At 62.4% G+C, this 15,280-nt stretch carries 12 protein-coding genes and 2 pseudogenes; 7 read left to right on the plus strand and 7 right to left on the minus strand.

The features are described from left to right. From EN749_RS15630 to EN749_RS15640, 3 genes and pseudogenes are all read left to right on the plus strand, one after another. Positions 1 to 329 (plus strand): annotated as a pseudogene (locus EN749_RS15630) (glycosyl transferase); the annotation flags it as partial. A 74-nt stretch (positions 330 to 403) separates the two neighbouring features. Next, positions 404 to 1,300, plus strand: coding sequence for a UTP--glucose-1-phosphate uridylyltransferase (locus EN749_RS15635; RefSeq protein WP_128363468.1), 897 nt, complete (start codon positions 404 to 406; stop codon positions 1,298 to 1,300). 225 nt (positions 1,301 to 1,525) lie between these two features. After that, complete coding sequence (locus EN749_RS15640; protein WP_127395427.1) at positions 1,526 to 3,913, plus strand: polysaccharide biosynthesis tyrosine autokinase; 2,388 nt, start codon at positions 1,526 to 1,528, stop codon at positions 3,911 to 3,913. Between the two features lie 76 nt (positions 3,914 to 3,989). Here the strand turns inward: EN749_RS15640 and EN749_RS15645 are convergent, their stop codons facing one another. From EN749_RS15645 to EN749_RS15655, 3 genes are all read right to left on the minus strand, one after another. After that, positions 3,990 to 4,745, minus strand: a complete 756-nt coding sequence (locus tag EN749_RS15645; protein WP_128363469.1) for a metallophosphoesterase family protein — start codon at positions 4,743 to 4,745, stop codon at positions 3,990 to 3,992. Positions 4,746 to 4,990: 245 nt separating this feature from the next. After that, positions 4,991 to 6,073 carry an acyltransferase gene (locus tag EN749_RS15650; RefSeq protein ID WP_127808138.1) on the minus strand — a complete coding sequence of 361 codons (1,083 nt, stop codon included), beginning with the start codon at positions 6,071 to 6,073 and terminating at the stop codon, positions 4,991 to 4,993. A gap of 113 nt (positions 6,074 to 6,186) precedes the next feature. Further along, positions 6,187 to 8,094 (minus strand): propionyl-CoA synthetase, encoded by a 1,908-nt coding sequence (locus EN749_RS15655; RefSeq protein WP_127808137.1) that lies wholly within the window; start codon positions 8,092 to 8,094, stop codon positions 6,187 to 6,189. 143 nt (positions 8,095 to 8,237) lie between these two features. Between EN749_RS15655 and EN749_RS15660 the strand changes: the two genes are divergently transcribed. The 4 genes from EN749_RS15660 (at position 8,238) to EN749_RS15675 (ending at position 11,214) form a co-directional block, all read left to right on the plus strand. Then, a complete protein-coding gene (locus EN749_RS15660) occupies positions 8,238 to 9,068 on the plus strand; it encodes a DUF2259 domain-containing protein (RefSeq protein WP_245481813.1) in 831 nt (276 codons plus the stop codon). A 444-nt stretch (positions 9,069 to 9,512) separates the two neighbouring features. Continuing rightward, positions 9,513 to 9,797, plus strand: a complete 285-nt coding sequence (locus EN749_RS15665; RefSeq protein WP_013528093.1) for a PqqD family protein — start codon at positions 9,513 to 9,515, stop codon at positions 9,795 to 9,797. Beyond that, positions 9,797 to 10,231, plus strand: a complete 435-nt coding sequence (locus EN749_RS15670) for a lasso peptide biosynthesis B2 protein (protein WP_128363470.1) — start codon at positions 9,797 to 9,799, stop codon at positions 10,229 to 10,231. The genes EN749_RS15665 and EN749_RS15670 overlap by 1 nt, the downstream gene beginning before the upstream one ends. An 86-nt stretch (positions 10,232 to 10,317) precedes the next feature. Beyond that, positions 10,318 to 11,214: a serine kinase gene (locus EN749_RS15675; protein WP_245481812.1), complete on the plus strand. Its 897-nt coding sequence runs from the start codon at positions 10,318 to 10,320 to the stop codon at positions 11,212 to 11,214. A gap of 217 nt (positions 11,215 to 11,431) precedes the next feature. On the opposite strand, the gene EN749_RS15680 is transcribed toward EN749_RS15675, so the two are convergent. The 4 genes and pseudogenes from EN749_RS15680 to EN749_RS15695 all read right to left on the minus strand — a co-directional run. Then, positions 11,432 to 12,391, minus strand: a complete 960-nt coding sequence (locus EN749_RS15680; protein WP_127808134.1) for a glycosyltransferase family 4 protein — start codon at positions 12,389 to 12,391, stop codon at positions 11,432 to 11,434. Further along, positions 12,388 to 13,245, minus strand: a complete 858-nt coding sequence (locus tag EN749_RS15685; protein ID WP_245491407.1) for a glycosyltransferase family 2 protein — start codon at positions 13,243 to 13,245, stop codon at positions 12,388 to 12,390. The genes EN749_RS15680 and EN749_RS15685 overlap by 4 nt, the downstream gene beginning before the upstream one ends. A 122-nt stretch (positions 13,246 to 13,367) precedes the next feature. Next, positions 13,368 to 14,393, minus strand: coding sequence for a nucleotidyltransferase family protein (locus tag EN749_RS15690; protein ID WP_127808132.1), 1,026 nt, complete (start codon positions 14,391 to 14,393; stop codon positions 13,368 to 13,370). Between the two features lie 63 nt (positions 14,394 to 14,456). Then, positions 14,457 to 15,280: pseudogene (locus EN749_RS15695) on the minus strand (dihydroxyacetone kinase subunit DhaK); the annotation flags it as partial.

Below are 15,280 nucleotides of genomic sequence, written 5' to 3' on the forward strand. Positions count from 1 at the left end.
ATATCGGCTATGCCTATCATATCCGCAGCGGCTCCATCTCGCGCGTGCTCGAGCTTCACCACGTCGAAGCGATGCGCAGGGCGGATGCCGTGTTCGCTCAAACCCATCGGATGGATGAGGCCGCGCAGGCCGCGTTTGCACGGCGCGGCCGCAGCCTGCGCAAGGCGGCATCGTTTCTGTCACTGGTACAGCACATCAAGGCGCGGTCCCCGCTCAAGGCGATCCGGACAGCGCTCAGCGACCCGGCGGCGGTCAGGCATATGGGCATGCCGATCGCCGTGCGGTTGCGAAGAATGGCGGCACAATTTGCCGTTGGGGCGGGGAGGTGAAGATGCAGGCACATGGAGGGATTTTTCGTGGCCTGTGAATGGACTGAAGTCGATCTCCTCAGAAGGAATTTGCGATGAAGAAAATCAGGAAGGCCGTGATACCGGTGGCGGGGCTTGGAACAAGATTCCTGCCGGCGACCAAGTCGATGCCAAAGGAAATGCTTCCCGTGGTCGACAGGCCTGTCGTGCAATATGCGGTGGACGAGGCCTTCGAGGCGGGCATCGAGCACATCGTCTTCGTGACTGGCCGCAACAAGGCGGTGATCGAGGACTATTTCGACCTGCATCCGGAATTGATCGGCACCCTGGAGCAGACCGGCAAGAAGACCCAGTTGGAGGCGCTCGAAAGCATGCTGCCTGTGGCCGGTGCCACCAGCTTCATCCGCCAGCAATCGCCGCAAGGCCTCGGCCATGCCGTCTGGTGCGCGCGCGAGGTTATCGGCAACGAGCCCTTCGCCTTGCTGCTGCCGGACATGGTGTCCTTCGGAGGGCGCGGATGCCTCGCCGAAACCGTCGATCTTTATGAGCGCACGGGCGGCAACGTGATCGCCGTCGAGCGTTGCGAACCGAGCGAGACCAACAAATACGGCATCGTTGGCCGTGGCGCCCAGATCGGTGGCGGTTTCGAGGTGACGGCCATGGTCGAGAAGCCGGCGCCGGCCAATGCGCCGTCGAATTTTTACATCAATGGCCGCTACATCCTGCAGCCCGAGATTTTCGCGCTTCTGGGCAATCAGCAGCGCGGCGCCGGCAACGAGATTCAATTGACGGACGCCATGGTTCGTCTGTCGAAGGATCAGCCGTTCTTCGCCCAGCCTTTTAAGGGTCGCATGTTCGACTGCGGTTCCAAGGAAGGGTTCATCCAGGCCAACATCGCCTTCGCGCTGGCGCGCGACGACATGAAGGGTCCGGTTTTCGAGATGCTTCAGGAGTTCGTCCGGTCGCATGAACGCCAGGAAGAAGCCGCATAATGCCCATCTTTCGGGAGCATGGTCAGATGGCCGGCGAAGAGGGGCCGGCAGGTTCTCGCCGTCTGGCACGACGCTTGCTTCGCTTCTGGCGATGCTCCCGATCTTCGAGGCGCCTGCAAGCCAAGGCATGATCCCGGAAAGTGGGTCCCGGTTTCCGGAAAAGATCATGTTGAAACAGTGAGATAGAGTCCATTGCGATGGACCGGCTCTAGAATTGGACCGAAGATGAATTATGCCAACTTTCCTCTCGACAAGAGGATGCCATTGCCGAATTCGGACGCAGGAGACGGCGAAGACTTCATCGATATCGAGCGGCTGCTTGGCATGGCCGCACGGCAGGCCAAGGTGGTTGCCGTGTGTGCCGTCATCGGTCTCTTCCTGGGCTTGCTCTATTTGCAGACAACTCCGCCCAAATATCAGTCGGTCGCCAGCGTGCTGATCGACGAAGGCTTGAACAAGATTGTCGACGACATTTCGGCGACGTCGACAACCATGCAGACCGATTCGGCGATCCTGAGCCAGATCGAGATCCTGACCTCGACGCGGCTTGCCGCCGTGGTCGTCGACAAGCTGAAGCTCGACCAGAACGACACGTTCATGAATCCGCCCCAGTCGGCGCTTGCCCAAGGCATAGGCCTCATCCGCGGCCTGATCCAGTATGTCCGCCCCAGCTCTTCCATGCCGGGTGGCACTGACTTCAGCAAGCTCGACCCGGCCGCCCGCGATGCGCTGATCGCCACGTCGCGCCGCGACTACGCGATCCTCAAGCTGCAGAGCGAGGTGCGGGCAACGCGCATCGGGCGAAGCTACGTCATCGCGCTCGGCTATCAGGCGACGGACCCGGCTTTGGCAAACGCGATCACCAAGGCCTACGCCGATGCCTATCTCGCCGATCAGCTCGACGCCAGCTTCGATGCCACCGAGCGGGCTGCGGTCTGGCTCCAGGGCCGGTTGACGGAGCTGCGCCAGAGCTCGCAGGCAGCTTCGCTTGCGGTTGAGAAATTCAGGGCCGAACACGGGCTGGCCGCCAACAGCGATGGCCAGCTGATGAGCGACAAGCAGCTTTCCGACCTCAACGCCCAGCTTATCGTGGCGCAGGCCGACACCGCGCGCGCCAGCGCCCGCTACCAGCAGTACAAAGCCATTGTCGACAGCGGCTCCGAAAACGCCTTCAAGGATGCCGCCATATCGAGCGACCAGCCGAGCAGCTCGGTCATATCGGCGCTCAAGACCCGCTACCTCACGGTGGCCAAGCGTCTGCAGGACGTCGAGGCGAATTTCGGCCCCGAGCACCCGCAGGCGGTGGCTCTCTCCAAGGAGAAGGCCGACATATCGACGCAGATTTTCGGCGAGCTGAAGCAGCTGACCGAAAGCTATCGCAACGAATATGAGGTGGCGCAGGCACGCGAGACCGCGCTCCGGGCCAACGTCGCGGCCGCACAGGGCAAGAGTTCCGTCGACAACCAGACGCAAGTCAAGCTGCGTGAACTCGATCAGCAGGCGACGGCGCTCACCACGCTCTATCAGACATTCCTCGGCCGCTATGAGGAAGCTGCGCAACAGCAATCCTTCCCTGTCGGCAAGATCCGCATCATCTCCGACGCGTCGATGCCGATGGCGGCCTCGAGCCCGCGCACCATCGTCGTGCTCGGACTTTCGCTGGTGCTTGGCCTGCTGATGGGCGCCGGCTTTGGTGGGCTGAACGAGTTCAACGAACGCTTCTTCAGGACCGGCGAGGACGTGCGCGACCGCGTCAACCTGAAATTCCTCGGCTATCTCCCGACGATCGGCGGCAAGCTCGGCAAGGACGAAAAGCCGGGCGAGACCCAGGTAGACGCCAAGACCACCCAATCGCTGTCGGCGGCCGAAAGGCGGGCGCGCATGCGGGTCAGCATCGATTCTCCAGCCTCGATGTTCTCCGAAACGCTGCGCAGCGCCAAGATCGCCTTCGACGTCGTGATGGAAGGGCAAGGCAGCCGCGTCATCGGCGTCATCTCGGTGCTTCCCGGCGAAGGCAAGTCGACGGTCGCGGCAAATCTCGCCGGCTTGCTCGCCGCCAATGGCTCCAAGACGCTGCTGATCGACGGCGACTTGCGCAATCCCGGCCTCAGCCGGGGCCTTGGCATGGAAACCGAGCAGGGCTTGATGGAAGCGGTGGTCAGTGGCCAGACCTGGCAGTCCGTCGGCAAGATCGACAGGCAGACGAAGCTGGCGATCATCCCGGCGGTGCTGCGCGGTCACTTCTCGCATACCAGCGAACTTCTCTCCTCGGCCGGCATGCGACGCTTCATCGAGAACGCCAAGGAGACGTTCGAATACATCGTCGTCGATCTGCCGCCGCTCGGACCAGTGGTCGACGCCAAGGCTTTCGCGCCGTTGGTCGACGGTTTTGTCCTGGTCACCGAGTGGGGGCGCACCCCGCGCGCGATGGTCAGGTCGATGCTGGAATCCGAACCCTATGTCGCCAACAAGATCGTCGGCGCGGTGCTGAACAAGGTCGATTTGAAGAAACTGGCCAAATACGGATCGTTCGGCGGCTCGGAAAAATTCTTTGATAAATATTCGAGCTACTATCTGGAAAAGTCGGAAGTGCGCGGCAAGGCGCCGGTGTGACGTCGACCGTTGCGCGAGTGGACCCTCTCTGAAGTGTATCGATCTTCAGGTCAGCACACCTGAATATCGATGCGCGTCAGGAGAAGATCAGCCTGCCTTGCTTGTCGGCGATCCTGACGGCGGTCAGGCGTCCGCTCTGGAAGGCGGCTGTGTCGATGCCGAGCCGGCGCCCTTCGAGCTTCGGGACGTCCACCGGAGTATGCCCGTGCACCACCCGGTCGAGCAGGTGCGTTGCCTCGAAGAAGTCCGAACGGATGTTGGCCAGATCGTGGTCGGTTTGCGCCGCAAGGTCGACGCCGGGCCTGATGCCGGCGTGGACGAACACGAACTTCCGCGAACGGACCATGATCGGCAGCCCGCGCAGGAAGCTGACGTGATCATCTGGAATGATCTCCCTTATGCGTCGGTCGATCTGCGCGCTGCTCCCGTAGAGGCTGGCGAGGCGCGCCGGATCGATGCCATAGGAAAACAGGGTTTGCAGGCCGCCCGTCGCCAGCCAGGGCTCGCGGGACAGATTTCCGTCGAGATAGTTCAGCATCGCCACTTCGTGGTTGCCGGCAAGACAAATGCGCTGAAACCCTTTCGGCGGCGGCGTCAGGAGGTGATCCAGCACCCGCGCCGACTGAAGCCCCCGGTCGATGTAGTCGCCAAGCATGACGATGATCTTGCGGCTCTGGAAGCGAAGCGAATCGAGCAGGATCTTCTGCTCCAGGGCACGGAGTTCCTTGTAGCAGCCATGCACGTCACCGATCGCATAGACGACGGCGTCCTGCATGTCGATATCGAGGCGCGCACGCGCCGCGATGCGGGGTTTTCGCTGGAACAGGTTCACGTGCAGGGCGTCTCGAGGCAAGCTCTCATACGGAAGGCATAAGTGCCTGTTATCATGCCCGAAACGGAGAATTCCGCAATCGTGGAAAATGCAGCCCCGCCGGGTCGGGACCGCAATGCATGTCGCTCAGAAATGAGCTCGGTCTTGGGAAAACGATCTGTGGAAACAAAGGCCTGAAGCGGGCCTGAATCGCTCAGGCGCGACATGCTTTAGGTCGGCGGCCGGCCCGGTCTGCCGGATCGTCGTCAGGCTGCCTTGAGCCGATAACGGAAAACGGTGTGGTCGAGCAGCAGCCGGATGCGTGGTTCGGCCTCGATCGCCACCAGCCAGCTTGCCGCGATCATCGTCGCGCCGACGACCGCCATCGAGAACAGATGTGGCAGACCGGCGCGAACCAGGATGCCGAGCAGGGCCGCGCCGACGACATCGTGCAGCAGGTAGAGCGGGTAGGTCAGCAGCCCGATCCGGCGCCAGCCGCTCCAGGAGAGGTCGAGCCGCAGCGACCATGCCATCAGCGCGATGCCGATGAGGAAGATGAGGATCGGCGGCGCGAACGGCATATCCCGCCCGACCTTCAGGATATGAACGTCGACTGAACTGGCGATCTGCAGCACACCACCGGCCAGGAACAGGGCGCAGAAGGCAAGTCGGGCGCCTGTCACCGCCTTGATGCGCATCAGCCACAGCATGACGCCGGTGGCGAAGAAAACGCCGTGATGCACCAGCAGCAGGTCGAGTGTGCGTGTTTCGGCAAGATCGGCCCAGCCGAGCGGATAGTAGAGGCACCAGAACAGCGTGCTGACCAAGCCGATGGCGACGGCCACAATCTCCATCAGATGGAAGCGGCCAAAGCTGAGCAGGATCCAGACGATGGCATAGAAGGCGATCTCGATGCCCAGCGTCCAGTAGACGCTGTCCACCCAAGGCGCGTACGGAACGAACAGGCCGGTGCGTAGGAGCCTGATGACGGCATCGGTCGGCCAACTGAGCCCGACAAGCAGCAGCACCACCGCCGTGACCGGTGCGCAGATCCAGACCGCCGGCGCCAGCCGTTTCACCCTTGCTTCGAAAAACTGCAGGGGTGTCGACCTTTCGGCGCTGAAGGCGATGACGAAACCGCTGATGACGAAGAAGATCTGGACGCCGACCCAGCCGGATTCGACCCAGGCGCCTATTGCCGGCTGCGGGGGAACGCCGCCCGTCGCGCGCGCCGAAACACCGTCCGGATACGCCCACACCCAGAAGCCATAGTGGTAGACCATGACCATGACGGCGGCGAGAAAGCGCAGGATGTCTACGCCACCAAATGTAATCTTCTGCTGAGCCATGCGACCTTTGTCGATGTCCCCCCGCGAACGACTTTAGGGTGCATTGCTGCGTCGCACAATAAAAGTATTGCTTGCCGATCGAAAAGGTCGTCCGCGGCCCACCCTTCAGTGGCTCAAAGTCCGATTCCGCGTTCCTTCAAGGCGGCAGTGATCTCGTCGAGAATGACCGGATCGTCGATCGTCGCCGGCATGGTCCATTCTTCCTTGTCGGCGATCTTCTGCATGGTGCCGCGCAGGATCTTGCCCGAACGCGTCTTGGGCAGGCGCTTGATCGTCACCACCGTCTTGAAGGCGGCAATCGGGCCGATGCGTTCGCGCACAAGGCCGACCACTTCATTCTCGATCAGGCCGACGTCACGCGTCACACCCGCATTCAACACCACGAAGCCCAGCGGAACTTGGCCCTTCATGGCGTCGGCAATGCCGATCACCGCGCATTCGGCGACATCGGGATGGGCCGAAAGCACCTCTTCCATGGCGCCGGTCGACAGCCGGTGGCCGGCGACGTTGATGATGTCATCGGTGCGAGCCATGACGTAGAGGTAGCCGTCCTCGTCGACCATGCCGGCATCCGCCGTCTTGTAGAAGCCGGGGAACTCGTCGAGATAGGCTTGGCGGAACCGTTGATCGGCATTCCAAAGCGTCGGCAGGCAGCCGGCCGGCAGCGGCAGTTTGATCACCACATTGCCCAGCGTGCCCCGCTGCACCTCATGGCCAGCATCGTCGAGCACGCGGATGTCGTAGCCGGGCATCGGCACGCCGGGCGAGCCGTATTTCACCGGCAGCAGGCCAAGGCCGGCGGGATTGATCGTCATCGGCGAGCCGGTCTCGGTCTGCCACCAATGGTCGACCACAGGCACATTCAGCTTCTGCTCCGCCCATTTGATGGTTTCCGGGTCGGCGCGCTCGCCGGCAAGAAACAGCGTGCGGAACCTCGAGAGGTCGTATTTAGCAATGAACTCGCCCTTCGGGTCCTGCCCCTTGATGGCGCGGAACGCGGTCGGTGCGGTGAAAAGGGCTACGACACCATGCTCCGCTATCACCCGCCAGTAGGTGCCGGCATCGGGCGTGCCGACAGGCTTGCCTTCGAACAGGATGCTGGTGCAGCCATGCAGCAGCGGTCCGTAGACGATGTAGGAATGGCCGACCACCCAGCCGACATCGGACGCCGCCCAGAACACCTCGCCCGGCTTGACGCCGAACTCGTTTTCCATCGTCCATTTCAGCGCGACCATATGGCCGCCATTGTCGCGCACGATGCCCTTGGGCTGGCCGGTCGTGCCCGATGTGTAGATGATGTAGAGCGGATCGGTGGCCAGCACCGGCACGCAATCGACATTGGCGCCCGCTGCCCGTTCGCGAGCGACGGCATCGGCGTAGTCGATGTCGAAATGCTCCTTCAACTCGCAGCGCAACTGGTCGCGCTGCAGGATCAGGCAGGCGTCCGGCTTGTGGCGGGAGATCTCGATCGCCTTGTCGAGCAACGGCTTGTAGGCAACGACGCGGCCCGGCTCCAGGCCGCAGGATGCCGAAATGATCAGCTTCGGCCTGGCATCGTCGATGCGGGTGGCAAGCTCATGCGAGGCAAAGCCGCCGAAGACCACCGAATGCACGGCGCCGATGCGGGCACAGGCGAGCATGGCGATGGCCGCCTCGGCCACCATCGGCATGTAGATGATGACGCGGTCACCCTTGCGAATACCACGGTTCTTCAGCACCGAGGTGAGTGCAACCACCTCGCGCTTCAACTCGGCATAGGTGAACTTCCTGATCGTTCCCGTGATCGCGCTGTCATGGATCAGTGCGATCTGGTCGGCGCGCCCGCCGGCGACATGGCGGTCGATGGCGTTGTAGCAGGTGTTGCAGGTGGCGCCGGTGAACCAGCGGCCATAGACGCCAGCCGTGGCGTCGAACACCTTGTTCCAGGGCGAATACCAGTCGATGGCGCCGGCTGCGTCCGCCCAGAAGCGTTCCGGGTCGCGTTTCCAGCCTTCATAGACCTCGTGATAGCGTGAAGCCATCCATACCTCCCCAGGAATGATTTTCTTCCCTCCAGATAGCGCGCTCTACCCTTGGCCGCAAATGCACGCCATTGTACGGCCGATATCGACCTGGCGCTTGGGGGCAAGCAGCTATGAAATTGCGATACGAGATTGGAGTGGGGATGTTTGCTGCTGTGCGGATCATCGGGCGCCTTGCGCTCCCATTGGTCATGGGTGTCGTGCTCGCGATCTCCGCTGGAATCGCTCAGGCTGGCGATGCCGCGGCACGGCACATCATCGGCTTTTCGCCGGATGGCGCTTATTTCGCCTTCGAGCAATATGGAACGCTCGACGCCGGCGCCTCGGACTCTGGCTGGTCGCAGATAGACATCATCGATACCCGCACGGATCAGCTCGTTGGCGGTAAGCCGATCCTCGTCGTCGACGAGACGGAGGAGGCGACACTGACGCTGGAGCAGGCGAGGGCGCAGGCCGCCGCTCAGGCGGCGCCCATTCTCGCCCAATATGCCATCACATTCCCAGCCGAGCAGGCGGCTTCCGACAAGTTCACGTTTCCGGGCGAAACGGTTGCCTACAACGATATTTCTCGCCTCGAGCAGGTGTCGCAGAAATGGCTGTCGCCGCTCCATGGCGAAACAGGCATTTCGACCATCCAGCTCGACGAAATCCTGGCGGCCAGCACGAGCGATTGTTCGGCGAGTTTCGCAACGACACAGCAGCGTGACCAGGCACTTCAAGGTGAAAAGGCAGGCAAGGCGCTCGGCTTCCGGCTGACGCTGCATGGCCAGGACGGCAAGCCGATCAAGATCCTGCACGAGGACAAGACCGTGCCGGGCTCAAGAAACTGCCCGACCTCCTACAGCCTGTCGGAATCCTACGAACTCACCCCGGCCGGCAAGCCGGCGGTGATCGTTGTGCTGGTGCAGCGTTTCAGCCAGGGTTTCGAGGGGCGCGATCGCCGCTTCCTCGCGGTGACCGGGCAGCCACGCTGAGAGGTCACGCCCAGGCGCCGGCAGCCGCTCTGTCTGAAGGTTGTTTCTAGATCGGCAGGGCCACAAGCATGAGGCCAATGCCGCCAGCGATCAAAATGGCTGTAGCCAGCGCTTTTCTGTGACGTTCGAAGCTCGTCGGAGCCCGCTCCCAATTGTAACGCATACGCAATCTCCCCAACACCCGGACAGGTTTTACCTTACTTAGGGGAAGAAATGCAACGTCCGCTGCCGGCAGGCCCGCTGCTTGTCACGTTTCATCGATAACTATTTCTGGGACGAATGCGGCCGGGAAGACGCAACCGAGCAGGTTCTAACGCGACTGGCGCGGAGAATCCGTCAGCAAAGCCGTTGGTCCGTGCACTGGGCTCCCATGATCGGCTGATAGACAGCGCTCCACCTCCGCGCTATCTGATTTCCGGGATGAGCGTGGCTTGGAGGGGCGTGGTGGAAATAGTCTCTGGAACCGTTCTGCGGCTGGCCGAGGATGCCTCGGTGCAGCATGTGGGCGATGGCGCAGTCGTGCTTTTGGCGCGCAGCGGCCAGCTTTATACATGCAACGGCACGACCGAAGCCTTTCTCGACAAGGTGGACGGCGCGCGCAACCTCGACCAGATCGTCGACCTGCTTTGCGAGGAGTTCGAGGTCGACAAGGGGACGCTCGATCAGGACATGGCGGCACTCGCCACGGATCTGATCTCTGAAGGTATCCTCGCCGCGCCAGGTGCTTGATGGCTGACGGCCCGCTCCTGCGCGCTCTGTTTCGCTGCCATCTCTGGGCAAGCGCGCGACTGATGCCGGTCCTTGTCACCAACCGGAGCTTCGAGGAGGTGCTCAAATGGGCGCCGCTCGCCTCGTCGACGCCCTATCGCGGTCTGCCGTCCGCCTACATCGTCGCCAAGGTCAACCGCGCCGTCCGCCGTCCCTGGCTGATGCGTGACCGCAGGTGCCTGAGGGAGGGTCTGCTAAGTCATCGTTTCCTGCGCCTGGCCGGCTTCGATCCGGACCTGCGCTTCGGCGTCGATCCGCAGTCGATGCAAGCGCAGCGCCTGGCAGCGCATTGCTGGGTCTGCCTCGATGGCAGGCCGGTGGTCAGCGACAAGCTTCCCGGCATGGTCGAAATCTATCGTCATCATGCCGATGCCATAAAGGCGCGTCCCGCTTGACCAGACCTTCAGCCTGCTATGGTCTCAACGGCCTGATCCTTGGCATATCGGCCGAGCGCCCAGAGCTGTGGCAGGATTTCGACCGGATGCTGGGCAGCCTGCGTATCGCGGAACCCGTCGAGCCGGACTTTCGTCTCGAGATCGCCGAGACAGACACCTTGGACGAGGCACCCAACGGATCCCTCGTCTTCGATGGCGAGGTGCCGGAGGATGGTCCCTGCCGGATGTTCGAGGATGGTGGTATCATCCATCTGGTCTTTCCCGGGCGTCAGACCGTTGCCATCAATGGCGTGGCGGGATGGGCCGAACTCCGGATCCGCCCTGGCGCGAAAGCCGCGTGGACACCGGCAATGCTGGTGCTCGACGCCGCGCTCGACGCCGGTGGCCAGCATATGCTGCACACTGCCGGCTTGACGTTGCCGGACAGCGATGCGGTGGTGCTGATCCATGCTCCGAGCGGCACCGGCAAGACCACAACGTCGCTCGCGCTGGCAACTCAGGGCTTTGGCCTCTGCTCCGACGACGCCATGATCGTGAATGCCACTTCGGGCAAGGTCGTAGCCTGGGGTCTGCCGCGCGCCGTCAAGATCCACCGAAAGACTGCCGAAATGATCCCGCAGGTTGCGCCATGCCTTGGCCAGACCTGGGATCGCAACGGCGAACAGCCCGTCTCGCTTGAAAGGCTGGCAGCGATCGTGCGGGTGGAAAACGCATCCGCCCGGCCGGTGGCGGCCCTTCTGCACCTGGCGCGTTCCGCCGGAAGCCAGAGCCGGCTCGTCGCCATGGCCGGCACTGACGCAATGGTGGCACTGGCGGTGGACAACGTCCGCACCGGTATGACCGGGCTGCTGCCGATGCAGAAACGCCGGCTGGCGACCATCGCCGGGGTGGTCAATGCGGTGCCGACCTTCCGGTTGGAGGTGGGCGCGCGCCCGGCTGACGCTGCGGCACTGATCAGCGCCGCTCTGACGACGCGGGACTGAATACCCCAGGCAACGTGGGGCCGCTATTCCTTGTTCCCAAGGGCGTGGGGATAGCGTGTTTCGGAGTGCTTCTACTTCGCAGTTTTGCGCAAAAACAACGATTTAAGCGCAGCGCCGCCTCGTTATCCTTGCTGCGCGAGGTACGGAAGAGCAAGGGTCCGGGAAAACTCGAATGGCGCTACAAAGGTCAGGTTTGGCAGGGCACACCCGAAGCCGCTCATCTCATGGGCCCGACAGCTCCGCCCGCAGTAAGCAACGAGGCAAACATGCGCGCGTAGTTCTCCGCCTGCACGCCCCAATCCCACTCTTGGATCGTCTCGATCATGCGGGCGGCCATCCTCGACCGGAGCGATGGCGTGTCCCGCAACAAGGCTAGCTTGTTCGCAAGCCCCTCCGCAGTTCCATCGAAGAACAGCCCGTTGTCGCCATCCCGAATCAGCTCGGGCATGTTTCCCACACGGGTGGTCACCAAAGGGACACCGCACGCCGCCGCCTCCAAGCAAGGATTGGGAGTGCCTTCGCTGAGGCTGGCGCAGACATAAACGTCGAGATCCCGATAGAAGTCGGGCATCTCGTCATGGCTACGCCAGCGTTGCTCGCGAATCGCCGTCAGTAGGCGCGCGCCCGGCACGGCCGCTACCGCGGGCTCGATGACGTCGTGGAAGCCGCGATGTGCTGGACCATGGTTGCCGAGACTTCCCGCCCATCCGACACGGAGCTCGCCAGAACCGGGTTGTGGCTCTTGTGCGGGACAAAAGAACGTCGTGTCGACTCCATTGGGCGTGTAGTGGACCGGAACACGCAGTAGAGGACCGTATTCGTGCTCGAGCTGCCGATTGTTGACAAAGACAGCGCGCGCCAGCCGGTGCAGGGCGGCGAGCCCGGGCTCGCGGAATTCGCCCTCCAGCTCTCTGTGGCTGCAGATCCCGATGAGCAGCCTGTCAGACCGCCCGGCGAGGGCCGATTCCGGCAGGGGCAGCTTCGAGATCTGGAGCCAATAGAAGATGAGCACGATGTCCGCCGTGTTCACGTCCGACTCAGTCACATCATGTTGAAATCGTTGGACGATCTCGAACCTTCTTTCCAGCACGCGCCGGAGATTTTGGGTCTTGCGATCAATCGCCCAGCCGGGTCGATCCGCGATCGCCAGGACGCGGGGGAGGTGTACCTCATTCACGAGGCGTACCGCTCAAGCCAGTGTGCCGACCATGGATTGGCCTCGTCCAGATCGTCGTCCGTCGCGCTGGCGCGCACCTGGCTGGCGTCCGGCAGCAGAATATCCTCTGATCGCAAGCGGGGTCGCCATCCGTGCCAGCCACGACCAATGACCTCTTCGCTCAGAAACCGGCGGCCAGCATACTTGCATGCGGCGTGCTCTGCGCTAAGGAACAGATAGTGCTTCATGCGAAAACGCTCGGAGTAAAGCCTCACCGGACCCGCGAACCGTACGAGATGGCCGCCTGACCACGCAATCTCCATGGGGCCGTCCTGTTTCTTGTAGGCACGGACGCAGTGTGGGGAGGTCGGCCGGAACGGGTAGTAGGTGCGCAGCGTGTGTTGATAATCGGGATTGTCGTGATCGGGAGCTTCCCTGGTAGGAATGAACGTAAACTCGGAAGATTCGATTGCATTGAAGCCGAGTGCGTCGGCTGCCGCAATGGCGGAGACCAACGATGAGTACGAAGTCGGCGGGAGGTGGATCTCGTCAGCGTCAACATGCATGAACCAGTCTGCTTCGAGCGACCGAAACAGTTCCTCTTTGCGACGAAGAAGGTGCTCCCAGCAATACCAGCCGTTATGCGGGATGGTTTCGAATCCTATCAATCCGGCTCCGCAGTAGCGCTTGGCAATCTCAAGCGTTCGGTCCGTCGACTGATTGTCGCAGATGTAGACCTGTACGCCTTGACGAAAGAGGTTCTCGAGACATCCGGCAACGAACCGTTCTTCGTTCCGTGTTGTAAGGACCGCGACGACTCGCGGGGAACTCCGATCACGCGCAGCATTCGCAATGTGGGTATTGAGATCGGCCAAATTCCTCAATCCTTCGTCGTGTGCTTCCCGACGCAGGCTAAAGACTCAGAGCGGTCAAGCCAAGAGCGCCATCACTTTCCGACCTGAGGTGATGGCGCGACGCTTTTCCGGGAGAGAACGTCTCACACTTTTCCTGGAATTGCTCTGGCCCTGGCCAGCCGTTGGATCCAGCGGAAGGCGTCGCGGCGTAGGCGCGAACCAAGCTTATCCCTGGAATTGACGCCGAGCAGCGTATTCGTGGTGATCAACCGTCTGGCCAGCCGTATGGAGAGATCGGGCTTGATCTGGCCGGCGAGGTCGAGCGCTCGGCTTTCGTCGAACAACTGGCCGGTCACATCGAGCACGATTGCCAACTCGAGCTCGATGCCGGTGGTACGGGCAGCGTCGAAGAGGCGTGCTTCCGCTTCGGGTGATTGCAGCGCCCGCACGCCTTGCAGCACGTCGACGCAAAGCTGCAGCCGGTGGAATTTGTGGCCGCCGGCGGCGTGCACGATGGCGATTGTCAGAAGAGCCGCCGGTGTGTCTGTCGCGTCGCCGTCGATGGCGCGCAATTCAGGGAAACCCAGCGACAGGCGCCGCCGCATGCCGGTGTCATGCACGAGGTCGCCATGCAGTTCGACCAGCAGGCTGGAATTCTCCTTTTCGAGCCATTTGAATTCCTGCAATTCGTAGGACTCGGCCTCGTTGCTGCCAAGCTCGAAGCCGCATGCCGCGATCACCCGATTTGCCTTGGCCAGATTGGCGGGTTCGACCAGGATGTCGATGTCGGTGAACGGCCTGTCGGCGACGTTGCGGTAGAGCTTTCGCGCGAAGACCGGCCCCTTGACGATCCGCGCCGGAATATTGTCCGCCGCCAGTCCCTTCATGATGCGGTCGCCATGATACTTCAACAGCATCGACTGGCCGGTGGCGATCGTTGCCTTCTGGCGCAGGTCCTCCAGTTTGTCTCCCAGCTCCTGATCCGATGGCAGTTGCGCGTCGCCGCTGAGCTTGCGCAGCATGATCGGCAGGACGCCATGGAATTCGGCGTTGTCGAGCAGCGACATCAGCGTCTTTGCCGGCAAATTATCGACGTCGACAGTCGGCGCTTCCGGATCTGCGTAGCGCAGCAGCAGCTTTTCTTCGGCAGGGGTAAGCGGTGGCAGCATCAACCCGGACAATGTTGCGATTAAAGGGAAAGATGTTGCAGAAAAGCAGGGTGGAAGCCAGCTTTACATGCCCCAGCGCAGCGCTGCTGTGTGCACCGGCGCGTCCCAGAATGCGGTCGTCTCGTGGTCGAGCATGGTCAGCGTGATCGAGCAGCCGGCCATGTCGAGCGAGGTGACGTAGGAGCCTACCAGCGAACGGGTCACCGTCACGCCGTGTTTTTCGAAGATCGCGCGCGCGCTGTTGTACATCAGATAGAGCTCCATCAGCGGCGTGCCGCCGAAGCCGTTGACGAACAGCAGCGCCGGACCCTTCGCCCGGTCGCCGAGATCGCCCAGGATTGCGGCACAGATCTCTTGCGCGATCGCATCGGCGCTTTTCAACGTGTCGCGCCGACGACCGGGTTCGCCATGGATGCCGACGCCGAACTCCATATCGCCGTCACCGATGTCGAAAGTCGGCTTGCCCGCCGCCGGCACGGTACAACTTGTCAGCGCCACGCCCATTGAGCGGGTTGCCGTGTTGACGCGGTCGCCTAGCGCCTTCAACGGCGCCAGCGCCAGGCCATGTTCCGCGGCCGCGCCGACGATCTTTTCCACCACCAACGTGCCGGCGACGCCGCGCCGGCCCGTCGTATAGGAAGAATTCTCGACGGCGACATCGTCATTGGTCACGATCTGCAGGATGCCTTCCGACATTTCGGCCGCCATCTCGAAGTTCATGACGTCGCCTTCATAGTTCTTGACGATGAACAGGCAGCCGGCGCCCGTGTCGACGGCTTGCGACGCCGGACCAGATGCTGGCGGCGTCGAGCATGCCGTGCCCGACAAAGCCGCCATGCAGCGGCTCGTGGCCGGAGCCTCCGCCGGAGATCAACGCCACCTTGACC

It is taken from the genome of Mesorhizobium sp. M7A.F.Ca.ET.027.02.1.1 (genome assembly GCF_004022985.1).
GTDB lineage: Bacteria > Pseudomonadota > Alphaproteobacteria > Rhizobiales > Rhizobiaceae > Mesorhizobium.